The 23,088-nt window shown below is 72.9% G+C and carries 19 protein-coding genes and 1 tRNA gene; 15 read left to right on the plus strand and 5 right to left on the minus strand.

The genetic code is table 11. The features are described from left to right. Positions 1–83 precede the first annotated feature (83 nt). Positions 84–2,495, minus strand: coding sequence for a DEAD/DEAH box helicase (locus VR894_RS05770; RefSeq protein ID WP_324650384.1), 2,412 nt, complete (start codon positions 2,493–2,495; stop codon positions 84–86). A 220-nt stretch (positions 2,496–2,715) separates the two neighbouring features. Between VR894_RS05770 and VR894_RS05775 the strand changes: the two genes are divergently transcribed. Next, the gene (locus VR894_RS05775; RefSeq protein ID WP_324650385.1) at positions 2,716–5,022 is read left to right on the plus strand and encodes a sodium-translocating pyrophosphatase; all 2,307 of its coding nucleotides are present in this window, start codon (positions 2,716–2,718) and stop codon (positions 5,020–5,022) included. A gap of 55 nt (positions 5,023–5,077) precedes the next feature. On the opposite strand, the gene VR894_RS05780 is transcribed toward VR894_RS05775, so the two are convergent. From VR894_RS05780 to VR894_RS05790, 3 genes are all read right to left on the minus strand, one after another. Beyond that, the gene (locus tag VR894_RS05780) at positions 5,078–5,569 is read right to left on the minus strand and encodes a hypothetical protein (RefSeq protein ID WP_324650386.1); all 492 of its coding nucleotides are present in this window, start codon (positions 5,567–5,569) and stop codon (positions 5,078–5,080) included. Then, entirely contained in the window at positions 5,566–6,474 is a 909-nt protein-coding gene (locus VR894_RS05785) for a 3-methyladenine DNA glycosylase (RefSeq protein ID WP_324650387.1), read from the minus strand. Before VR894_RS05785 ends, VR894_RS05780 begins: the two co-directional genes overlap by 4 nt. 77 nt (positions 6,475–6,551) lie before the next feature. Further along, positions 6,552–8,564, minus strand: coding sequence for a bifunctional metallophosphatase/5'-nucleotidase (locus tag VR894_RS05790; RefSeq protein WP_324650388.1), 2,013 nt, complete (start codon positions 8,562–8,564; stop codon positions 6,552–6,554). A gap of 120 nt (positions 8,565–8,684) precedes the next feature. Here VR894_RS05790 and VR894_RS05795 point away from each other — a divergent pair, with 120 nt between their 5' ends. From VR894_RS05795 to VR894_RS05850, 12 genes are all read left to right on the plus strand, one after another. Next, positions 8,685–10,235, plus strand: coding sequence for a DUF7059 domain-containing protein (locus VR894_RS05795; protein WP_324650389.1), 1,551 nt, complete (start codon positions 8,685–8,687; stop codon positions 10,233–10,235). Positions 10,236–10,290: 55 nt separating this feature from the next. Then, a complete protein-coding gene (locus tag VR894_RS05800; protein ID WP_324650390.1) occupies positions 10,291–11,022 on the plus strand; it encodes a DUF2071 domain-containing protein in 732 nt (243 codons plus the stop codon). A gap of 68 nt (positions 11,023–11,090) precedes the next feature. Continuing rightward, positions 11,091–13,829 (plus strand): type I DNA topoisomerase, encoded by a 2,739-nt coding sequence (gene topA / locus VR894_RS05805; protein ID WP_324650391.1) that lies wholly within the window; start codon positions 11,091–11,093, stop codon positions 13,827–13,829. Positions 13,830–13,838: 9 nt separating this feature from the next. Continuing rightward, a complete protein-coding gene (locus tag VR894_RS05810) occupies positions 13,839–14,141 on the plus strand; it encodes a hypothetical protein (protein WP_324650392.1) in 303 nt (100 codons plus the stop codon). 117 nt (positions 14,142–14,258) lie between these two features. After that, positions 14,259–15,278: a Gfo/Idh/MocA family oxidoreductase gene (locus tag VR894_RS05815; RefSeq protein WP_324650393.1), complete on the plus strand. Its 1,020-nt coding sequence runs from the start codon at positions 14,259–14,261 to the stop codon at positions 15,276–15,278. 52 nt (positions 15,279–15,330) lie between these two features. Next, positions 15,331–15,960: a dTMP kinase gene (tmk, locus tag VR894_RS05820; RefSeq protein ID WP_324650394.1), complete on the plus strand. Its 630-nt coding sequence runs from the start codon at positions 15,331–15,333 to the stop codon at positions 15,958–15,960. Continuing rightward, the gene (locus VR894_RS05825; protein ID WP_324650395.1) at positions 15,957–17,144 is read left to right on the plus strand and encodes a DNA polymerase III subunit delta'; all 1,188 of its coding nucleotides are present in this window, start codon (positions 15,957–15,959) and stop codon (positions 17,142–17,144) included. The genes tmk and VR894_RS05825 overlap by 4 nt, the downstream gene beginning before the upstream one ends. Positions 17,145–17,154: 10 nt before the next feature. Next, positions 17,155–18,699, plus strand: a complete 1,545-nt coding sequence (locus VR894_RS05830; protein WP_324650396.1) for an alpha/beta hydrolase — start codon at positions 17,155–17,157, stop codon at positions 18,697–18,699. Positions 18,700–18,756: 57 nt separating this feature from the next. Further along, a tRNA-Thr gene (locus tag VR894_RS05835) sits at positions 18,757–18,832 on the plus strand. Between the two features lie 37 nt (positions 18,833–18,869). Continuing rightward, positions 18,870–19,046, plus strand: coding sequence for a hypothetical protein (locus VR894_RS05840; RefSeq protein ID WP_324650397.1), 177 nt, complete (start codon positions 18,870–18,872; stop codon positions 19,044–19,046). 89 nt (positions 19,047–19,135) lie between these two features. Continuing rightward, the gene (locus tag VR894_RS05845; RefSeq protein ID WP_324650398.1) at positions 19,136–19,483 is read left to right on the plus strand and encodes an Lsr2 family protein; all 348 of its coding nucleotides are present in this window, start codon (positions 19,136–19,138) and stop codon (positions 19,481–19,483) included. Between the two features lie 77 nt (positions 19,484–19,560). Beyond that, the gene (locus tag VR894_RS05850) at positions 19,561–20,298 is read left to right on the plus strand and encodes a phosphoglyceromutase (RefSeq protein ID WP_324650399.1); all 738 of its coding nucleotides are present in this window, start codon (positions 19,561–19,563) and stop codon (positions 20,296–20,298) included. A gap of 63 nt (positions 20,299–20,361) precedes the next feature. Here VR894_RS05850 and phoU read toward each other — a convergent pair whose 3' ends face one another. Next, complete coding sequence (gene phoU, locus VR894_RS05855) at positions 20,362–21,036, minus strand: phosphate signaling complex protein PhoU (protein WP_324650400.1); 675 nt, start codon at positions 21,034–21,036, stop codon at positions 20,362–20,364. Positions 21,037–21,173: 137 nt separating this feature from the next. Between phoU and VR894_RS05860 the strand changes: the two genes are divergently transcribed. Both VR894_RS05860 and VR894_RS05865 read left to right on the plus strand, forming a co-directional pair. Continuing rightward, positions 21,174–22,355 carry a sensor histidine kinase gene (locus VR894_RS05860; protein WP_324650401.1) on the plus strand — a complete coding sequence of 394 codons (1,182 nt, stop codon included), beginning with the start codon at positions 21,174–21,176 and terminating at the stop codon, positions 22,353–22,355. Then, entirely contained in the window at positions 22,352–23,059 is a 708-nt protein-coding gene (locus VR894_RS05865; protein ID WP_324650402.1) for a response regulator transcription factor, read from the plus strand. The genes VR894_RS05860 and VR894_RS05865 overlap by 4 nt, the downstream gene beginning before the upstream one ends. Positions 23,060–23,088 lie beyond the last annotated feature (29 nt).

Here is a 23,088-nt window from a genome sequence, read left to right on the forward strand (position 1 = left end):
CGGCCCCGCCCTGCGCGCCTCCCGGCAGGGTGGCACAGCGGCACGGCGGTCCCGCCGGCTCCACCCCGGCGGAGCAGGCCCGGCTACTCGGGGCAGCCGGCGAGGAGGAAGCGGAGCACGCGCACCGCCCCGGCCTTGTCGAGCGGGGAGTTGCCGTTGCCGCACTTGGGCGACTGCACACAGGACGGGCAGCCGTCGGCGCACCCGCACCCGGCGACCGCCCCGAGCGTGGCCGCCAGCCACTCCCGCGCCGCGTGGAAGCCTCGCTCGGCGAAGCCCGCGCCGCCGGGGTAGGCGTCGTGCACGAAGACCGTCGGCAGGAGCGTGTCCCCGTGCACGGCCGTCGAGAGCCCGCCGAGGTCCCAGCGGTCGCAGGTCGCGACGATGGGCAGCAGCCCGATCGCAGCGTGCTCGGCCGCGTGCAGTGCACCGGGCAGCACGTCGGCCGTGACGCCGGCCTCGGCGAGGGCCTCTGCGCTCACCGACCACCAGACCGCGCTCGTGTGCAGCACCCGCTCGGGGAGGTCGAGCGGGTAGGACCCGACGATGTCCAGGCCCGGCAGCCGGCGCCGGTCGTACCCGGTCACCTGGGACGTCACCTCCACCATCCCCCGCGACCAGCGCACCGTCGCCCCGGCGGGGTGGTGCCACTCGGCATGCTCCTGCTCGTCGATGATCCGGACCGTCGTCGAGCTGCGGGCCTTGGTCCGGAAGGCGACGTCTGGCTCGGCGTGGACGAGTGCGACGTCGTCGCCGAGGGAGTCGACGACGAAGGTCCGGCCCTGGTGGACGTAGACCGCGCCGGGATGGACGGTGCCGTCGGCGCGGGCACCGTCGACCGTGCCGAGCACCCGGCCCGTGGCGGCCTCCACCACCTGCACGGGCCGGCCCTGCCCGCCACGGAGGTCGGTGAGGTCGGCTGGGCGCTCGGGCCGGGCGAAGTTCCAGAACCACCCGTTCGGGCGTTGGCGCAGCAGCTCGCTGCGTGCGAGGACGTGCAGCAGCGTGTCGTCCGCCATCCCGAAGCGGTCGAGGTCGGCCGCGGTGAGGGGCACCTCGGCCGCCGCGGCGCACAGGTGGGGCGCGAGGACGTACGGGTTGGTGGGGTCGAAGGTGGTGACCTCCACGGACTGCCCGAACACCGCCTCGGGGTGGTGCACGAGGAACGCGTCGAGCGGGTCCTCCGACGCCACGAGCACGGCCAGGCCGTCGCGCCCGGCCCGGCCCGAGCGGCCGGCCTGCTGCCACATCGACACCCGCGTCCCCGGCCACCCGGTCATGACGACGGCGTCCAGGCCGGAGACGTCGACGCCCAGCTCCAGCGCGTTCGTCGTCGCGAGCGCGAGCAGGTCGCCCTCGCGCAGTGCCCGTTCGAGGGCGCGTCGCTCCTCGGGGAGATACCCCCCGCGGTAGGCGGCGACCCGGTCGGCGAGCCCGGTGCCCGCGAGCTGGTGCTGGATCTGCTCGGCGACCGCCTCCGCGCCGTACCGCGACCGGACGAACGCGAGCGTCCTCGCCCCGGCGCGCACGAGGTGCGCGACGAGGGTCGACGCCTCGCTCGACGCGCTGCGGCGCGGCCCGGCAGCGTCGAGCCCGGCCTGGTCGTCGGGCAGCGACACCCCCTGCCCCGGCCAGTCACGGCCCTCGCGGGTGAAGCCGGGCTGCCACAGGACGATGGTGCGGGTGCCGCTCGGTGCGGTGTCCTCGACGACCGCGTGGACGTCGTCCGGTTCCACACCGATGAGCCGCGCCCCGGTGGCCGCCGGGTCACCCGTCGTCGCGGAGGCGAGGACGACGGTGGGGCGGGCGCCGTAGTGCTCGGCCACCCGCAGCAGCCGGCGCAGCACCAGTGACACGTGCGCGCCGAGCACGCCCCGGTAGGCGTGGCACTCGTCGACGACGACGAAGCGGAGCCCGCGCAGCAGGCGCTGCCACCGGCGGTGGTTCGGCAGCATCGAGAAGTGGAGGAAGTCGGGGTTGCTCAGCACGATGTCGGCGTGGTCACGCGCCCAGTCGCGTTCGGTGAGCGGGGTGTCGCCGTCGCACGTCGTCGCGCGCACACCCCGCAGCCCGGCCGCGGTCAGCAGACGCTCGAGCCCGGCCAGTTGGTCGGCAGCCAGCGCCTTCGTGGGGGACAGGTACAGCGTCGTCGGCCGGCGCGTGTAGCCGGTGATCCGGCCGGCGGTGGGCCCGGCGGCCGCCTCGGCGCCCACCCGCACCGCACTGATCGCCGGGAGCCAGGCCGCCAGCGACTTCCCCGAGCCCGTCGCGGTGGCGATGACGGTGTGCCGGCCGGACCACACCGACTCGGCCGCCTCGACCTGGTGCTCCCACGGGGCCTCGACGCCGAGCCGCCGGTAGCCGGCGACGAGGTCGGTGTCCGCCCACGTCGGCCAGTGCTCCGTGCGTCCCGAACGTACCGGGACGCGCTCGACGTGCAGCAGCCGTCCGTCGTCCCCGCCGAGCTGCTGGAGGAGGGGAAGGAGCTCGGTCACCCTGCCATCATCGCCGACTGCGGCGTGCTCGCGCCCGTGCTCCGGGAGGAGGACCGGCCTCGTCCGAGAGCGTGATTGTGCGGGCCTGTTGCCCGAAGGGCTCGGATTGCGACCGTGACATGCGTAGACTCCGGCTCGTCACTGCGCGGCCCTGCGCCGCACGAACGCCACCGACGCCGACACTGCTGTGGACGCCGGTGGGCACTGCCGAGGAGGGCGGATGCTCGAGCTGAGTGCTTCAAGTCTGGCCATTGCCGGGACGATCGCGGGGATCGCGGTCGTCTCACTGGTCATAGCCCTGGTCCTGCGGCGCCAGGTGCTGGCCGCCGACGAGGGCTCGGTGCGGATGCGGGAGATCGCCCAGGCGATCCAGGAGGGCGCCAGCGCCTACCTCAACCGGCAGTACCGGACGCTCGCGCTGTTCGTCGTGGTCGTCTTCGCGCTGCTCTTCCTGCTCCCCGGCGACGGCGGGATCAAGGCGGGCCGGGCGGTGGCCTTCCTCTTCGGAGCGGGCTTCTCCGCCGCCATCGGCTACCTCGGCATGTGGCTCGCCACACGCGCGAACCTCCGGGTGGCCGCCTCCGCGCAGCATCCCGACGGCCGGAGAGAGGGCGCCCGGATCGCCTTCCGCACCGGTGGTGTCGTCGGGATGTCCGTCGTCGGTCTGGGTCTGCTCGGTGCTGCGGGAGTCGTGCTGATCTTCCAGGGCGACGCCCCCGCGGTCCTCGAGGGTTTCGGCTTCGGCGCCGCGCTGCTCGCGATGTTCATGCGGGTCGGTGGTGGCATCTTCACCAAGGCCGCCGACGTCGGCGCCGACCTCGTCGGCAAGGTCGAGCAGGGCATCCCGGAGGACGACCCCCGCAACGCCGCGACGATCGCCGACAACGTCGGTGACAACGTCGGGGACTGCGCGGGCATGGCCGCCGACCTCTTCGAGTCCTACGCCGTCACGCTCGTCGCGTCCCTCATCCTCGGCAAGGCGGCCTTCGGGGAGCAGGGCATGATCTTCCCGCTCATCGTCGCCGCGATCGGTGCCGTAGTCGCCGTCCTCGGCGTGGTCATCACCCGGGTGCGCGGCTCGGAGAGCGGACTGGCCGCCATCTACCGCGGCTTCTACATCTCCGCGCTCGCCGGCGCGGGGCTGGCCGCCGTCGCGGCGTTCCTCTACCTCCCCTCCAGCTTCGGGGCGATCGAGGGTGTCAGCGCCGACCTCGCCGACCACGCCGGCGACCCGCGGCTCATCACGGCGGCGGCCGTCGCGATCGGCATCATCCTCGCCGGCATCATCCTGTGGCTGACCGGCTACTTCACCGGCACGACGTCCAAGCCGACGCTCCACGTCGCGAGCACCTCACGGACCGGTGCGGCCACCGTCGTCCTGTCGGGCATCGGCGTCGGCTTCGAGTCGGCCGTGTACACCGCTGGCATCATCGCGGCCGCCATCTGTGGGGTCTTCCTGCTCGCCGGTGGCTCGGTGTGGCTGTCCCTGTTCCTCGTGGCGCTCGCCGGCTGCGGCCTCCTCACCACTGTCGGCGTCATCGTCGCGATGGACACCTTCGGCCCGGTCTCCGACAACGCCCAGGGCATCGCCGAGATGTCCGGGGAGGTCGGCGAGGATGGTGCCCAGATCCTCACCGACCTCGACGCCGCCGGGAACACGACGAAGGCGATCACCAAGGGCATCGCGATCGCCACCGCGGTCCTCGCCGCGACGGCCCTGTTCGGGTCCTACGCCGACGCCGTCGCCACGTCCCTGCAGGAGATCCTCGACTCCGGGACCGAGCTCGCCGGTGGTGTCGTCACCTCGATGCTCAGCTACGAGATCATCTCCCCGGTGACGCTCGTCGGCGTCATCCTCGGCGCTGCGACGGTCTTCCTCTTCTCCGGCCTGGCGATCGACGCCGTGACCCGCGCCGCCGGCGCGATCGTCTTCGAGGTGCGTCGCCAGTTCCGCGAGCACCCGGGCATCATGACGGGCGAGGTCCGCCCCGAGTACGCGCGGGTCGTGGACATCTGCACGCGTGACTCCCTCCGCGAGCTGGCCACCCCCGGCCTCCTCGCGGCGTTCGCCCCGATCGCCGTGGGCTTCGGCCTCGGGGTCGGTCCGCTCGCCGGGTTCCTCGGCGGCGCGATCGCGGCCGGCGTGCTCATGGCCGTGTTCCTCGCCAACGCCGGCGGCACGTGGGACAACGCGAAGAAGATCGTCGAGGACGGTCACTACGGCGGCAAGGGCTCCGAGGCGCACGCCGCCGTCGTCATCGGCGACACCGTCGGTGACCCGTTCAAGGACACCGCCGGCCCGGCGATCAACCCGCTCATCAAGGTGATGAACCTCGTCGCCCTGCTCATCGCGCCCGCGGTCGTCCAGATGAGTGTCCCTGCCGACGCCAACCACGTGCTGCGGATCGGTGTCGCCTCGCTGGCGGCCGCCATCGCCTTCGGTGCGGTCGTCGCCTCGCGGCTGCGCGCGGCGAAGGTCGACGCGGAGAACGACTCCCGCGCGACGGTGGCGAGCGTCAGCCGCTGACGTCACGCCGCGGGCGGCACCGGTCGGGTGCCGCCCGTCGCGGCGTCCGGTCCGCTCAGCGGCTCACCGGTCGCTGCGGGTTGTCGCAGCGCCGGAACTCCCCGTCCCGGCCCGCGTGGTAGGAGTACTCGCGGCCCTCGGCCGCGAGGACGAGCCGCGCGCCGGGGACCAGGGCCTGGGTGTAGCTCGTGCCCGGGCTCGGGCACCCGAGCGAGCCGTCCGGCCACGTCACGTCCTCGTGGCTGACGACCGCGATGTCGGCGGCGGCGAGGCCGAGGTGGTCGGCGAGGTCCGCGATCGCCGCCTCGACCTGAGGGGTGGTGGTCGCCGACGGGTCCGGCCGTGGGGTCGTCGGCGGGCTGGGGAGCTCGGGGGACGACGGCGGGACCGAGCCGGTCGCGCCGGGCGTGGTCGGTCCGGCCGGGGACGTCGTGCTCCCCGGTCCAGGTGTGCCGCCCGGACCGTCTCCGTCCACCGCCCCGCAGCCGGCGAGGAGGAGGACGACGGCGATGGTGGCCGTCCGGGTGACGGTGCGCGCGGAGGTCATCGTGGTCCCAGGGAGTCGATGGCGGTGATGAGGCGGTCGCGCAGCGGGCGGGAGCGGACGCTGAAGGCGCGCTGCGCCGCCACGTACTCCGCGCGGCCCTCGGCTGTCTCGATCCGGACGGGACGGTAGCCGAGCGAGCTGAGGTCGTACGGCGAGGCCCGCATGTCCAGCACCCGGATGTCACGGGCCAGCTCGAAGACGTCGAGCAGCAGCTCCCCGGGGCATGCCGGGCCGAGGGTGAGTGCCGCGCGGAGCAGGTCCATGTTGGCGTGGAGGCACCCCGGCTGCTCGAGCTCCGGCTGGGTGTCCCGGGTGGGTTGCAGCCGGTTGACGGGCCGTGCCTCCGCCGTGAAGAAGCGGAAGGCGTCGAAGTGGGAGCAGCGCACCGGGTGGGACTCCACGACGGCGTCGGTCCCCGCCGGCCCGAGCCGGAGCGGGAGGGAGTGCCGACGCTCGGCCGTCGGCTGGCGGTAGACCATCGCCCACTCGTGAAGGCCGAGGCAGCCGAGGTGCGGCGCCCGTGAGGCGGTCGCCCGCAGGACGGCGGACAGCCGCCGCAGAGCGGGCCCCCGGTCGGTGACGAACGCCGCGGCGTCCATCTCCACGGCCCCGTCCTCGGTCCGCCGGTACCAGCGCCACCCTGCGCGTCCACCCAGCAGGGCGTCGTCGGGGCCGTGCCCGGTCAGCCGGACCCCTGCGCCCGGGTGCCACCGATCGAGGCGCCCCGCACGCAGGGCGTAGTAGTCGAAGAGGAAGTCCTCGACGGCGTGACGCTCGCCGCGGGCACGCCGCTCCCGGTGCGCCCGGGTGAGCTCGTGGGCACGGCGGAGGTGCGCGTCCTCCAGCGCCGTCCACTCCGGCGCCGCCAGGACCCGCCGCTCGGCTGTCGCCGTTCGCCCGGTCACGACCCCAGCCTACGAAGTGCAGGCCGCGCGGAGAAGGTGGGGCGGCCCCGCGTCTGCGCGGCCGCCCCACCGCGTGGTCAGGCGCCCGCCCGCCGCCGCTGCGCGAGGACGGCTGCACCGCCGACGACGCTCAGGAGCGCGAGGGCGACCAGCCCGCCGGTCGGTACGCCCGTGTCGGGGAGCCGGTCGGTGCCCCGTCCGGCCGCCGGCGGCGGCGTGGTCGCGCTGGGCGGCGTGGTGGCCGGGGTCGTGGGCTCGGCGGTGGTCGGCTCCTCCGTCGGGCTCGGGGTCGGTCCCGGGAGCGGCTCCGTGACGAGCCACCAGTTCTCGACGAAGAAGTCGGCGGGGTCGATGACGCCCTGCTCCTGCGCCCACTCGATGAGCAGCTGGCGGATCTCGAAGCGCTCGTCGTAGACGACCGGCGCCTCGGCCACGTGCGGGAAGGCGCCACCGCCGCTCTGCCGGTAGTTGTTCACCGCCATGACGAAGACGTCGTCGTCGGCCACCGGGGTGCCGTCGGGGTGGGAGAGCCCGGCGATGCGCTCACCCACCGGCTGGGAGATGTCGATGAAGTACTCCAGCCCGGAGATCACGTCGTAGTTGTAGTCCGGCACGCCTTCGGGGCGGTCGTCGTAGACGGCGTTCGTGCCGGTCTCGGGGTCGAACTCGGCGCCCTCCTCGACCTGCTTGAAGTAGCGCGCCGAGTACTCGAGGTAGTCACGCAGCTCGGCGCCGGTGAGCTGGACGGCGAGGAGGGTGTTCTCGTAGATGTACAGGCCCGCGATGTCACGGATCGTCACCTCCCCCTCGGGGAAGACGGCCGTGCGTGAGAACGGTGAGGCCTGGGAGATGACCGTCGTGCCGGCGTGCTCGGTGCCCTCCAGTGCGGCCTCCACCGTCGTCTGCTGGACGTGGTTGATGAAGTCGATGATCGGAGTGTCCTCGTAGCGCGACGTCGTCGCCGGCAGCTCGGTCACCGACTGCGCGACGGGCGTGTTGACGTAGTCGATCGTCGTCGCGTGCTCCTCGGCGAGCAGCTCCTGCAGGCCCTGGTCCTCCGGCGACTCCGTGCCGTAGTGCGCGACGGCCGTGGGGGCGAGGTCCTCGGACCAGGCGACCTCCCACTCGCCGTCCTCGCCCGGCACGAGGTTGAGCGTCGTCTCGGTCACCGACCGCGCCCAGTACTCGGGCTGGGTCATGAGCACCTGCTCGCCCGCGACGTTGGTGAACACCTCCTGCGGGATGTCCCGGTGGGTGTGGCCGGCGACGATGACGTCGATCCCGGGCACCTGGCGGGCGATGTTGCCGGTGACGTCCTCGTGGAGCGCCTCGCGGTCGTAGTCGGCGTCGGTGACGTTGCCCGTGCCCGTGTGGGCGATCACGACGACGACGTCGGCCAGCGCGTCCACCTCGGGCACCCAGCGCTCGGCTGCCGTCACCATGTCCTGGAACTCCAGGATCCCCTCGACGTGCTGCTTGTCCCAGATCCGCACGCCGGGGGTCACCATGCCGATGACGCCGATCGTGACCTGCTCGCCGTCGATCGTCCGGTCCAGCAGGGTGTACGGCTCGTGGTACGGCTCACCGGTGGCCACGTCGATGACGTTCGCGCCGAGGAGCGGGAACTCCAGGTCCTCCTCGTAGGCGGCGAGCAGGTCGAGGCCGTAGTTGTACTCGTGGTTCCCGACCGTCTGGACGTCGTAGTCCAGGTAGTTGTAGGCGGCGGCCATGGGATGGGTCGTCCCGCCGTCGAGCACCGCCTGCCGGCCCTCGCCCATGCCGTAGTAGTAGGTGAGCGGGGTGCCCTGGATCGCGTCGCCGTTGTCGAGGAGGACCACCGAGTCCTCGCCCTTCTCGGCGCGCACGTCGGCGACGACGCTCGCGACGCGGGTCAGCCCGAGCGAGTCGTCCTCGGGGAAGGGCTGGTTGCGGAAGTAGTCCCAGTCGTAGACGTGGCCGTGCACGTCGGTGGTGGCGAGCAGGGTGAGCTCGAGTGGCTCGGGGTCGGTCTGTGCTGCGGCCGACGTGGCCGACGCTGCGAGCAGCAGCGCCGTCACCGTCGCCGCCGGAAGTGCTCTGGGGGTGCGCATGTGGTCTCCCGTGGTCGGTCGGTGATCGACCACGGCTCCTCGTCGAGCGGCAGTCGTCAGCGGACGGGGTCGAGGCTAGCGGGAAGTTGTGACGCAGAACACCCCCGTACCCTCGTCACCATGTCGCGCCCGGTCAGCCCGCCCCCGCCCCACCTGCCCGCAGCCCTCGCCGGGGCGGTGCGGGCCGACCTCGCGGAGCGGTTCACGCGCAGCGAGGTCGAGGACGTGCTCGGGCCGGTGGCGACCGCCGCCCTCGGCCGTGACGAGCCCGTCGCCGCGCGCCGCGCCACGGCCGCGTCGCCGGAGCCGGCCGCGGTCCTCACCCGCCTCTTCATGCTCGGCGTCCCCGTGACGCGCGCCGAGCTCGACGCGGCCCTGCCGCGGACCACGACGGCAGGTGCCACCGCCGTCGGGCTCGTGACCGCGGCGGGGGAGGCCGGCGACGACGAGGTACGCGCCACCGTCGACCTGCGCCCCTACGAGGCGAGCGACGCCGCGGGGGAGGCCCGGTGGTGGGTGGCCTCCGACCTGGGGGAGCTCGCCACAGGAGCCAGCCTGCACGCCGACCACGTCCTGGGCATCGGCGGGGCCTCGCTCACGCTCGCCCGCATCACCGTGCGCGACCGTCGGCCGCTGGTGCTGGACCTCGGGACGGGGTGCGGCGTGCAGGCGCTGCACGCCTCCCGCCACGCCGACGCGGTCGTCGGCACCGACGTCTCGCGCCGGGCACTGGGTTTCGCCGCGTTCAACGCCGCGCTCGCGGGAGTCGCGCTCGAGCTGCGCGAGGGCTCGCTCCTCGAGCCGGTCCGCGGGGAGCGGTTCGACCTCGTCGTGTCCAACCCGCCCTTCGTCATCACGCCGCCCGCCGCCCACGCCGCGGGGCTGCCCGTCATGGAGTACCGCGACGGTGCGCTGCCCGGCGACTCGCTCGTCCGCGACCTCGTCGCCGGCGTGGGCGCGCACCTCGCCCCGGGTGGGGTGGCGCAGCTGCTCGGCAACTGGGAGCACCACGCCGGAGAGGACTGGCGCGAGCGGGTGAGTGCGTGGCTCGCCGCAGCAGGCACCGACGGCTGGGTGGTCCAGCGCGAGGTGCAGGACCCCGCCGAGTACGCCCACACGTGGCTGCGCGACGGCGGGCTCCGCCCGGGCACTGCCCTCTTCGACGCCGCGCTGTCCGCCTGGCTGGACGACTTCGCCGCGCGCGGAGTCGACGGTGTCGGTTTCGGCTACCTCACACTGCGCCGACCGGCCGACGACGCGCGCGCCCCGTGGCACCGCGTGGAGGAGGTGGACGCGCCCGTCCACCGCGCCCTCGGCGGGCACGTCGCCGAGGTCCTCGCGGCGCAGGAGTGGCTGGCCACCCACGACGACACCGCCCTCGCCGGCTCCCGGCCCGTCGTCGCGGCGGACGTCACCGAGGAACGCTACCTGCGACCCGGCGAGCCCGACCCCCTGGTGCTCCAGCTGCGCCAGGGCGCGGGGTTCGGGCGCACGGTCCGGCCCGGCACGCTGGTCGCCGGGGCGGTCGGTGCCTGCGACGGCGAGCTCACGCTCGGCCAGATCGTCGGCGGCCTGGCCGTGCTGCTCGACCAGCCGGCGGACGTCGTCGCCGCGGAGGTGCTGCCCGCGGTCCGCGACCTGCTGCTCGACGGGTTCCTGCGGCTGCCATGAGTGCCCCGGGGGGCCGTGCGGGGCGGCGACTCCCCGCCCCCGGTACGTTCGTGCCATGGAGCGCGCGCCGACGTTCCGGGCGGTCAGCATCCAGGGCTGGCACGACCTCACCTTCCTCCACTGGGCCTACCCGCCCGACGTCGTCCAGGCGCTGCTCGCGCCCGGGCTCCGGGTCCACACCGCCGAGGGCTCCGCATGGGTGGGCGTCACCCCCTTCCGCATGCACGCGGTCCGGCCCGTCGGCCTGCCGCCGGTCCCGCACCTGTCCTCCTTCCCGGAGGTGAACTGCCGCACCTACGTCCAGCACCCCAACGGCACGGCCGGCATCTGGTTCTTCTCCCTCGACACGCCCCGGCTGTGGATCATCGCCGCGCTGCGCAGTATGGGGCTGCCGTACATGTGGGCACGGGCGCGGATGGGCGTCGACCCGCCCGGGCAGCCCGTCGCCCGCCGAGCCGCCTACCTGAGCCGCCGCCTCCTGCCGCGGCCGGGTGGGTCCCAGGCCCCCGGGATGCGGGTGGAGGTGGAGGTCGGCCGCCGTCTCGACCGGCCGGACCCGCTCGCCGTCTTCCTCACGGCGCGGTGGTGGGCCTTCACCTCCCGTGCCGGGCGGCTGTGGCAGGTCCCCGTCGCCCACCCCGACTGGCCGCTGCACCGGGCGCGCGCCGTCGTCGTCGACGTCGGAGCCCTCGTCCGGGCGGCGGGACTACCCGCTCCGCAGGCCGCTGCCCTCGTCCACTTCTCCCCCGGTGTCCGCACCCGCCTCGGCCTCCCGCGGGAGAGCTGAGGCCGTCACCGGGTGAACCCATCAGGTACCGTCACCCCGACACCCCCCGGAAAGAAGGAAGGTCGGCGGTGACAGGTTCCCGCAAGCTCGTGATCGTCGAGTCGCCCGCAAAGGCGCGCACCATCGTCGGATATCTCGGGCCCGAGTTCGACGTCGAGGCGAGCGTCGGGCACATCCGTGACCTTCCCCAGCCCTCCGAGCTGCCCGCGGAGATGAAGAAGGGGCCCTACGGCAAGTTCGCCATCGACGTCGAGGGCAACTTCGAGCCGTACTACGTCGTCGACACCGACAAGAAGAAGAAGGTCACCGAGCTCAAGCGGGCCCTCAAGGACGCCGACGAGCTCTACCTCGCCACCGATGAGGACCGGGAGGGCGAGGCCATCGCCTGGCACCTCCTCGACGTCCTCCAGCCCAAGGTGCCCGTCAAGCGGATGGTCTTCCACGAGATCACCAAGGAGGCGATCCAGCGGGCGCTGGAGAACACCCGTGAGCTCGACGACCGCCTCGTCGACGCGCAGGAGGCCCGGCGCATCCTCGACCGGCTCGTCGGCTACGAGGTCTCCCCGCTGCTGTGGCGCAAGGTGCGTCCGCGCATCTCCGCCGGCCGGGTGCAGTCCGTCGTCACCCGGATGGTCGTCGAGCGGGAGCGCGAGCGGATGGCCTTCCGCGCCGCCTCCTACTGGGACGTCAGGGGCACGTTCGCCGGCGACGACGGCGAGGGCCGTCGGTCCTTCGACGCGCGTCTCGTCGCGCTGGACGGCGCCAAGGTCGCCACCGGCCGCGACTTCGGTGACGACGGACAGCTCACCGCGGCCGCCCGCAAGGCGCAGGTCGCCCACCTCGACGAGGCGACCGCCACCGCGCTGGCCACGGCGCTGGAGGATGCGCAGGCGCAGGTCTCCTCGATGGAGACCAAGCCCTACACGCGTCGTCCCGCCGCACCCTTCACCACCTCCACCCTTCAGCAGGAGGCGAGCCGCAAGCTGCGGATGAGCTCCCGGGAGGCCATGCGCACCGCGCAGGGCCTCTACGAGAACGGCTTCATCACCTACATGCGGACCGACTCCTCGGCACTGTCGCAGCAGGCGATCGCCGCGGCTCGCGGGCAGGCCACCGAGCTCTACGGCGCGGACTACGTGCCGGAGAAGCCGCGCTTCTACGCCCAGAAGTCCAAGGGCGCCCAGGAGGCCCACGAGGCGATCCGCCCCGCGGGTGACTCCTTCCGCACCCCCGCCCAGGTGGCCGGCCAGCTGACCGGCGCCCAGTTCAAGCTCTACGAGCTCATCTGGAAGCGGACGGTGGCCTCCCAGATGGCCGACGCCCGCGGCTCGACCGCGACTGTCCGGCTCCGCGCGGACGCGGCGCTCCCCGAGGGCACGCGGCAGGCCGAGTTCAGCGCCTCCGGCACGGTCATCACCTTCCGTGGCTTCCTCGCCGCCTACGAGGAGGGCCGCGACGCCGACCGCTACGCGGAGTCCGGCGGCTCGGCCAAGGAGACCCGGCTGCCGCAGCTGACCGAGGGTGCGCTCGTGGACACCGAGACGGTCGCGGCCGAGGGCCACGAGACCACCCCGCCACCGCGCTACACCGAGGCGAGCCTCGTCAAGGTCATGGAGGAGCGCGGCATCGGCCGGCCCTCCACCTACGCCGCGACGATCTCGGTCATCACCGACCGCGGCTACGTCGACCGCCGCGGTCAGGCGCTCGTGCCGACCTGGCTGGCGTTCTCCGTGGTCCGGCTGCTCGAGGAGAACCTCCCGCGGCTCGTCGACTACGACTTCACCGCCTCGATGGAGTCCGACCTCGACCTCATCGCCGCCGGGCAGGAGAACCGCGTGGAGTGGCTCTCCCGCTTCTACCGCGGTGACGCGAGCCGCGAGGGGCTGCGAGCCCAGGTGGAGAACCTCGGGGACATCGACGCGCGTGCCGTCAACAGCATCGACATCGGCGAGGGCATCACGCTGCGAGTGGGCCGCTACGGCCCGTACCTCGAGACGACCGAGGAGGACGGCAAGCGGGCCTCGGTGCCCGACGACGTCGCCCCCGACGAGCTGACCGTGGACAAGGCGCGCGAGCTGCTGGCCGCCAGCGCCGAGGACGGGCGCGAGCTCGGCACCGACCCGGGGACCGGGCACACGATCATCGCCAAGACGGGTCGCTACGGGCCCTACGTCACCGAGGTGCTGCCCGAGCCGGAGGAGCCTGCCGCCGTCGAGGGGGCGAAGAAGCCGGCCAGGAAGAAGGCCGCCGCCAAGCCGCGGACGGCGTCGCTGTTCAAGACGATGCAGCTGGAGACGGTCACCCTCGAGGACGCCCTGCGGCTGCTGTCGCTGCCGCGCGTCGTCGGCGTGGACCCGGAGTCCGGTGAGGAGATCACCGCGCAGAACGGCCGCTACGGGGCCTACCTCAAGAAGGGCACCGACTCGCGGACCCTGCCCGAGGGGGAGGAGCAGCTCTTCGAGATCACCCTCGAGGAGGCGCTGGAGCTGTACAAGCAGCCCAAGCGCGGTCGTGGGGCCACCGCCAAGCCGCCGCTGCGCGAGCTCGGCGAGGACCCGGTCAGCGGCAAGCCCGTCGTCGTCAAGGACGGGCGCTTCGGCCCGTACGTCACCGACGGCACGACCAATGCGACGCTCCGCAAGGACGACGCGGTCGAGACCGTGACCCCGGAGCGGGCCTTCGAGCTCCTCGCCGAGAAGCGCGCCAAGGCCCCGGCCAAGAAGACGACCACCCGCAAGACGCCGACGCGCAAGGCGCCGGCGAAGAAGGCCACGGCCACCAAGAAGGCGGCCTCACCCAAGACGTAGGATCACGGGATGCAGCCGTCCCGTCCCGCGCCCCTGGCCAGGCAGTTCATCGTCATCGCCGCCGTCAGCGGTGTCGCCATGGTCGCGGTGGTCCTCCTGTGGGTCGCCGAGGTCGTGTCTCTCGGGGTGATGGTCGCCGTCATCGCGGCGGTCGGGGCGGCCGAGCTCGGCGCCGTCATGCTCCTCCAGCGTCGGGCGCAGCAGCAGCGCGCCCGCACCGACCGGCTCGGTGGCACCTCGACGATCGGCCCCGACAGCCCGGCCGCGCGCTACGGCTACGACCCGATGAGTGACCAGAACGCCGGTCGCTGACCCCGAGCGCCGGCACGAGAGCCTGCGCGCGGACCGGCGCTAGCCCGCCGGGCCGCTCGACCGTGAGCGGACCGCGGGACCGCGGGACTGCGTGGCGCGGTCGCTAGGCTGCCCACCATGACTCTGCCTCTCGACCTGCCCACCGCCCCGGACCCGCTCGAGGCACCGCCGCTGCGCTGGGGGATCCTCGGGGCCGGCGGGATCGCCCGGTCCTTCGCACGCCAGGTCCCGGCCCACAGCAGCGGGCAGGTCGTCGCCGTCGGCTCGCGTGACCGGGTGCGGGCGCAGGCCTTCGCCGACGCCCACGAGATCCCGCACGCCCACGGCAGCTACGCCGAGCTCGTCGCGGACGAGGACGTCGAGGCGGTGTACGTCGCCACGCCGCACAGCGAGCACCGCGACCACGCACTGCTGGCCATCGCCGCCGGCAAACACGTCCTCGTCGAGAAGGCCTTCGCCCGCAGCGCCGCCGAGGCCCGGGAGGTGTTCACGGCCGCCCGTGAGCAGGGCGTGTTCGTCATGGAGGCGATGTGGACCCGCTTCCTGCCCCACATGGTCGCCGTCCGGCACCTCGTGCGCAGCGGGGCGATCGGGGAGGTCGTGAGCCTGCAGGCGGACCACGGGCAGCGCCTCGACGGTGACCCCTCCGGGCGGCTGCTCAACCCGGCCCTCGCCGGTGGTGCGCTCCTCGACCTCGGTGTCTACCCGATCTCCTTCGCCCACGACATCCTCGGCACCCCCGACTCGGTGCTCGCCTCGGGGGCGCTCGCCGAGACCGACGTCGACGGGCAGGAGACCGTGCTGCTGCGCTACGGCAGCCGCGCCCTCGCCGTGTGCTCCGCGACGCTGTGGGCCCGCACTCCCAACCGGGCCGCGATCAGCGGCACCGAGGGGACGATCGAGATCGACGGCGCCTTCTGGGCCCCGACGGCCTTCACGGTCACCCGCGGCGACATCCAGACGACCGTCCGTCCCCGGCACGAGGGCGGGTTCCAGTACGAGGCCGCAGAGGTCGCGCGCTGTGTCGCCGACGGCCGCCGCGAGTCCGACACGCTGAGCTGGGACGACACCCTCGCCGTCATGACGACGATGGACGAGGTGCGCCGCCAGGTCGGGGTCGTCTACCCCGGTGAGTGACACCTCCACAGGCAGGACAGAGGTGGCGCCGGGCCGTCGTTAGGCTGGGCCGGTGACCACCGACGCAGCGCCCCTGTTCATCGCCCTCGAGGGCGGTGACGGCGCGGGGAAGACCACCCAGGCCCGGATGCTGCGCGACTGGCTCGTCGCGCGTGGCCGGGAGGTCGTGGTCACCCGCGAGCCCGGCGGGACCGAGCTCGGGCGGACGCTGCGCCGCGAGGTCCTCCACGGTGAGGACCTCGACCCCCGCACGGAGGCGCTCCTCTACGCGGCCGACCGCGCCCACCACGTCGCCACCCTCGTGCGCCCGGCGCTGGCCCGGGGCGCCGTCGTCGTCACCGACCGGTACATCGACTCCTCGATCGCCTACCAGGGAGCTGGCCGCCGGCTCGGGCGTGACGAGGTCCGTGACCTGTCGCGCTGGGCGACGGACGGCCTGCTGCCGACCCTCACCGTCGTCCTGGACGTCGACGCCGCGACCGCAGCGGCACGCCGCTCGGGCGCGCCGGACCGCCTGGAGCGCGAGCCCAGCCACTTCCACGAGGAGGTCCGCTCGACCTTCCTCGCGCTGGCCTCGGCCGAGCCTGGGCGGTACGCCGTCGTCGACGCGAGCCGGCCACCGGAGGTGGTCCACGGCGCCGTCGTCGAGAGCGTCGCGCGCGTCCTGGAGCCGGTGCGATGAGCGTGTGGGACGACGTCGTCGGCCAGCCTCAGGCGGTGTCCGTGCTGCGCGCCGCCGCCGAGGCCGCACGCGGTGGCTCCGGCGCGTCGGCCGGCACGGGGATGACCCATGCCTGGCTGATCACCGGTCCGCCCGGCTCCGGGCGGTCCGTGGCCGCCCGGGCCTTCGCTGCCGCCCTGGCCTGCACCGACCCCGACGACATCGGCTGCGGGCGGTGCCACGGGTGTACGACGACGCTGGGCGGCACCCACGCCGACCTCCAGGTCATCGCCACCGAGCGGGTGAGCTTCAAGATCGAGGACATGCGCCCGATCGTCTCGGACGCGCAGCAGGCGCCCTCCCAGGGACGCTGGCGGGTCATGCTCATGGAAGACGCCGACCGCATGGTCGAGCGCACCTCCAACGTGCTGCTCAAGGCCATCGAGGAGCCGCCGCCGCGCACGGTGTGGCTGCTGTGCGCGCCCAGCCCACAGGACCTCATCCCGACCATCCGCTCCCGGTGCCGGACGGTCTCGTTGCGCGTCCCCGATGCCGAGGACGTCGCCGAGCTGCTCGTGCGGCGCGACGGGATCGACCCGCGGATCGCCCTCCTGGCGGCCCGGGCCGCGCAGAGCCACGTGGGCGTCGCCCGCCGGCTCGCGACCGACCCCGAGGCCCGGGAGCGGCGGCGCTCCATCCTCACCGTGCCGAGCCGCATCCGCGGCGTGGGGGACGCGGTCCTCGCGGCGGCCGACCTCGTCGAGCTCGCGCAGGCCGAGGGGCGTGCCGCCACCGAGGAGCGGGACGCGGCCGAGCGCGCCGAGCTGCTGCGTACGCTGGGCGCCGAGGGGGAGACCCGCCTGCCACCGGCCGTCCGGTCACAGGTCAAGCGGCTCGAGGACAACCAGAAGAGCCGTGCCACCCGTGCCCAGCGCGACGTGCTCGACCGCGCGATGGTCGACCTCCTCTCGCTCTACCGGGACGTCCTCGTGCTGCAGCTCCGTGCCGACGTGCCGCTCGTCAACGGCGACCTCGAGCGGGAGGTGCGGACGCTCGCCGCCGACTCCACCGCCGAGCAGACGGTGCGGCGGATGGACGCCGTCGCCACCGCCCGCACGCGGCTCGGGGCCAACGTCGCCCCGCTCCTCGCCGTCGAGGCGATGATGGTCGAGCTGCGTCCGCAGGCCACGGCGGCCCGCTTGTAGAGTGGCGCCAGTGACCCGGATCCTGCGCGCCAGTCTCTGCCTCGTCGCGACCGTCGCCCTCGTCGCCTGCTCCGCGCAGGACGCCGACGACGACCCCACCGACCCGCCCGTCGCGGCCGAGTCGCGCAGCCCGCGCGCGGAGCAGCCCATGCCCGAGGTGCCCGCCGAGCTCGCGACCTTCTACGAGCAGTCCCTGCGCTGGGAGGAGTGCGGCGACGGCTTCGACTGCACCGAGGTCACCGTCCCGCTGGACTACGCCGAGCCCGACGGCGAGACCATCACCATCGCCGTCAAGCGGCGCGCGGCCGGGGTCGAGGAGCCCGTCGGCTCGCTCCTCGTCAACCCGGGCGGGCCGGGCGGCTCGGGCGTGCAGCTCGTCGAGTCCGCCTCGCTGTTGTTCTCCTCCGAGCTCCTCGACGGCTTCGACGTCATCGGCTTCGACCCGCGCGGCGTCAACGACTCGAGCGCGGTCGACTGCGTGGACGACGCCGAGCTCGACCGCATCCGCGCGGAGGACTACGACGAGACCGCGGAGGGGCTGGCCGAGTTCGCCTCCGCGGCCGAGGAGCTGGCCGCGGCCTGCGCCGAGAACACCGGTGACCTCCTCGCCCACGTCGACACCGTCAGCGCGGCCCGTGACGTGGACGTCGTGCGCCACCTGCTCGAGGAGCCGCGGCTGGACTACCTCGGCTACTCCTACGGCACGCACCTCGGTGCCGTCTACGCCGAGCTCTTCCCCGAGAACGTCGGCCGGCTCGTGCTCGACGGCGCGATGGACCCCTCGCTCGGAACCGGCGAGATCGTCCGCGGACAGGCGGCCGGGTTCGAGCGGGCGTTGCGGGTCTACGTCGAGGACTGCCTCGCCGGGCCGGGGTGCCCGCTCACCGGGGACGTCGACACCGCGGTGGGGCAGGTGCAGCAGCTGCTCGAGCTCGCGTCCCACACCCCGCTGCCGACGGGCACCGACCGCGAGCTGACGGCGCCACTCATGTTCTCCGGCATCATCATGCCGCTGTACGACGACGCGTACTGGATGCTGCTCACCTCGGCCCTGGACGCGGCGATCAACCAGCAGGACGGGTCGCAGCTGCTCCTGCTCGCCGATCTGTCCGCCGAGCGTGAGCCGGACGGGACGTACGCGACGAACTCCACCGAGGCGAACATCGCCATCAACTGCATCGACTACCCGGTGGAGGGAGACCTCGAGACCTGGCGCGCCGAGGCCAAGGAGCTGGCGGAGATCTCTCCCACGTTCGGCCCCGCGCTCGCCTTCGGTGACGTCACGTGCGACGCGTGGCCGCACGAGCCGACGGTCGAGCGGGCACCGGTGACCGCCGCAGGGGCGGACCCCATCGTGGTCATCGGCACCACGGGTGACCCCGCGACGCCGTACGAGTGGTCCGAGGCGCTCGCCGCGCAGCTGGAGTCCGGTGTGCTGGTGACGTACGAGGGCGAGGGGCACACCGCCTACGGGCGCGCCGGTGAGTGCATCACCGAGGCCGTCGACGGCTACCTCCTCGACGGCACGGTGCCCGAGGACGGCCTGGTCTGCTGACTTTGGTCAGCGGGCCTCGCCCCGGTACAGTGGTCCGCGCTGCCCCGCGCGGGGCGCGCCGCCTTAGCTCAGTCGGCAGAGCGTCTCACTCGTAATGAGAAGGTCGTGGGTTCGATTCCCACAGGCGGCTCCATCCTGTACCGCCGTCGCCCGCGACGTACCATGGGCCCATGGACTACGTCGTGGCGCTGCTTCCTTCGATAGGTGTAGGAATACTCTTCATCGTCATTCTTCGCGCCATTCTCAAGGCCGATCGGCGCGAGCGTGCCGCCTTTCGCGAGTTCGAGTTGGCCGAGCAGTCGGCTTCACCCGTAGCGCAGCGTGACAATTCGGAATCCCACAATTAGTGTGTGCGCACCGCTATTCCGCCATGGGATAGTTGGAGCGAACTTCGCTGAACCCAGCGGGGCCGACACGCACAGGGAAAGAGAATCAGATGGTGCAGAAGGTCATGGTCACTCTTATTGATGACGTCGACGGTTCCCCCGCGGACGAGACCGTCCTGTTCAGCCTGGACGGTGTGAGCTACGAGATCGACCTCACGTCCGACAACGCGGCCAAGCTGCGCGACGCGCTGGCACCCTGGGTCGGCCACGCCCGCCGCGCCGGTGGGCGCAAGGCGACCGGCGGTGGCGGCACGCGCCGGACCCGCGGGAGCGGTCGCTCCGGCGGCGCCGGTGACGCGGCCAAGATCCGCGAGTGGGCGCGCGAGAACGGCTACACGGTCTCCGAGCGGGGCCGGATCCCGGCCGAGGTGACCGAGGCCTACGCCAAGGCGAACTGAGTGGGGCCACGGCCCGGACCGACGTGCCGGGCCGTCCGTCCCGAGCCCCCACGCACCTCATGAGAGAGAATGGCCGCATGACCTACACGCTTGTACTGCTCCGTCACGGCGAGAGCGAATGGAACGCCAAGAACCTCTTCACCGGCTGGGTCGACGTCCCGCTGTCGGAGAAGGGCATTGAGGAGGCCACTCGCGGTGGTGACCTTCTCGTCGACGCCGGTATCGAACCCGATGTCGTCCACACCTCGCTGCTGCGGCGCGCCATTTCGACGGCGAACCTCGCCCTTGACCGGGCGGAGCGTCACTGGATTCCCGTGAAGCGCCACTGGCGGCTCAACGAACGTCACTACGGCGCTCTCCAGGGCAAGAACAAGAAGGAGATCCGCGAGGAGTACGGCGAGGAGCAGTTCATGCTCTGGCGCCGCTCCTACGACGTCCCGCCGCCCCCGATCGAGCTCGGCTCGGAGTTCTCCCAGGACACCGACCCTCGGTACGCGGGAGAGCCCATTCCGACGAGCGAGTGCCTCAAGGACGTCCTCGAGCGGGCCCTGCCGTACTGGGAGTCCGACGTCGTACCCGACCTCGAGGCGGGCAAGACGGTGCTCGTGGCCGCGCACGGCAACTCGCTGCGCGCGATCATCAAGCACCTCGACGGCATCGACGACGACACCATCTCCGGTCTCAACGTCCCGACCGGCATCCCGCTGCTGTACGAGCTCGACGAGAGCTTCCGGCCCACCACCCCCGGTGGGCGCTACCTCGACCCCGCGGCCGCCGAAGCGGCGATCGCGGCGGTCGCCAACCAGGGCAAGTAGCAGCCAGGACGAACGACGGGGGCTGGCGATACGCCGGCCCCCGTCGTTCTCGTCTGTGCGCGGTCAGTCGCGCGGGTCGGTGTCCCGGGCCACGGAGTTCGTGAGGTCACCGGTGACGAGGTAGCTGGTGCGCCGGGCGACCGAGACGCCGTGGTCACCGAACCGCTCGAAGTAGCGGCCCAGGAGGACACCGTCGACCATCTGCTGCTTGGTCATCTCGACCTCGGGGTCGAGGAGGATGGTGAAGGTCTGCTTGTGGAGGGCGTCGAGCGTGTCGTCGTCCCGTTCCACGCCCGCCGCGAGCTCGAGGTCGCGCGTCGCCAGCAGCTTGTTGACCTGGTGAGCCACCTTGGTCGCTGCCGTGCCCATCTCGTCGAAGATCCCGCGCATCGCCGGGGCCGGTGCGACCTCGGGGTAGCGGCCCCGCGCGACGTAGGCGATGTGCCGCGCCAGGTCGCCCATCCGCTCGATCGTCGAGGACATCCGCAGGGCCGCGATGACGACCCGGAGGTCCGTCGCCACGGGCGCCTGCCGGGCGATGAGCGAGATGCACTGCTCGTCGAGGCTCCGCTCGATCTCGTCGATCTCCTCGTCGGCGCGGATGACACTCTCCGCGAGCTGGAGGTCGGCGGTCTGCAACGCCGTGGAGGCGTTCTCGATCGCGTCGATGACGAGCCGGCTCATCCGCTGGAGGTCGTCACCGACCTGAGCCAGCTCCTGCATGAAGATCTCGCGCACGTCTGTCCTCCCATTCGTCGTCAACCAACCGTAGCGTTCCCTGCGGCGGTGAACGATTGGTGGCGCCCCGGTGAACGGCAGGAGTCCTGGTCGGCCGGGTGCTTCGGCACCCGCTGCAGGGGCTTAGTCTCTGCCATGTGGACGGGATCTGGCCTGCTGTCGTCGCGGCCCTGCTCGGGCTCGCCGTCGGGTTCCTGCTGCGCGGCTTCCTCCCGGCGCGGGCACGCCGCGAGGCCCCGGCCTCCCCGGACGGTGGCGGCGTCAGCAAGGACACCCGGCAGCTGCTGCGCGCCCTGCGCTCCTCCGTGCTCCTCCTCGATGCCGGCGGCTCGGTCCTCCAGGCCAACCCCTCCGCCTACAGCTACGGGCTGGTCCGCGCCGACCGGGTGGTCCCCGCGGCGGTCAACGAGCTCATCGCCAAGGTGCGGGCGGACGGTCAGGCGCACGAGCGCGAGCTCATCCTGCCGCGCGGGCCGCTCTCGGGTGCCGGGGAGATCATCTTCCAGCTGCGCGTGATGCCGCTGAGCGAGGGACGGGTCCTCGTCGTCGCCGACGACCAGACCGCCGCCCGGCGCCTCGACCAGGTCCGCCGGGACTTCGTCGCCAACGTGTCCCACGAGCTCAAGACCCCCGTCGGTGCGCTCGCCCTGCTCAGCGAGACGCTCGCGGACGCGGCGGACGACCCCGAGGCCGTGCGCCGCTTCACGGCGCAGATGAAGCGGGAGTCGCGTCGGCTGACCGCGCTCGTCCAGGAGATCATCGACCTGTCCCGCCTCCAGGAGCCCGACGCCCTCGTGGACTCCGAGCTCGTCGCCCTCGACGACGTCGTCGCGGAGGCCGCCGACCGGGTGCGGGTCGAGGCGGAGTCCCGCCGGATCACGGTCGCCGTCGGCGGCCAGGACGGCCTGCACGTCTTCGGCGACGCCGACCTCCTCACGACTGCCGTGCGGAACCTCCTCGACAACGCGCTGCGCCACTCGGACCCGTTGAGCCGGGTCTCCGTCGGCGTGGCCCGCGACGGCGACAAGGTGCGCATCGCCGTCGTCGACCAGGGCGAGGGGCTCTCCCCGGAGCAGCAGCAGCGGGTCTTCGAACGCTTCTACCGGGGCGACCCCGCCCGCGCCCGCCGGACCGGGGGGACCGGGCTCGGTCTGAGCATCGTCAAGCACGTCGCGGCCGACCACGGCGGTGAGGCGGAGGTGTGGTCCAAGCCCGGGGCCGGCTCGACCTTCACCCTCGTCCTGCCGCTGGCCGACCCGCCGACGACGTCGTCGTCCATCGACCCCACCGCAACGACAGGAGCCGCAACACAGCCATGACGACGATCCTGCTGGTCGAGGACGAGGAGTCCTACCGCGAGCCGCTCACCTACCAGCTCGAGCGGGACGGGTACGAGGTCGTGGCCGTCGACAACGGCAGCGACGCACTCGTCGCCTACGACCGTTCGGTCCCCGACCTCGTCCTGCTCGACCTCATGCTCCCCGGGATGTCCGGCACCGACGTGTGCCGCGAGCTGCGGCGGCAGGGCAACACCCCCGTCATCATGCTCACCGCGAAGGACGACGAGTTCGACAAGGTGCTGGGGCTGGAGCTCGGCGCGGACGACTACGTGACCAAGCCGTACTCCTACCGGGAGCTCGTCGCCCGGGTACGGGCCGTCCTGCGCCGAGGTGCCGACGAGCCGGTGGGTGAGGACACCACCGGGGTGCTCGAGGTCGGGCGCGTGCGGATGGACGTCGGACGTCACGAGCTGTTCGTCGACGACGAGCCCGTCCGGACACCGCTGCGGGAGTTCGAGCTGCTCGAGGTCCTCATGCGCAACGTCGACCACGTCCTCACCCGGGGACAGCTCATCGACCGCGTGTGGGGTGCCGACTACGTCGGGGACACCAAGACGCTGGACGTCCACGTCAAGCGCATCCGGGCGAAGATCGAGCGCGAGCCCTCCGACCCGCAGATGCTCCTCACCGTGCGTGGGCTCGGCTACAAGCTCGTGGCGCCGCCCGCGGGTCACACCACGTAACCTGTCGTCTGCCTGCTGGACACCGCCGC

The sequence above is a fragment of the Georgenia sp. H159 genome (genome assembly GCF_035607575.1).
GTDB lineage: Bacteria > Actinomycetota > Actinomycetes > Actinomycetales > Actinomycetaceae > Oceanitalea.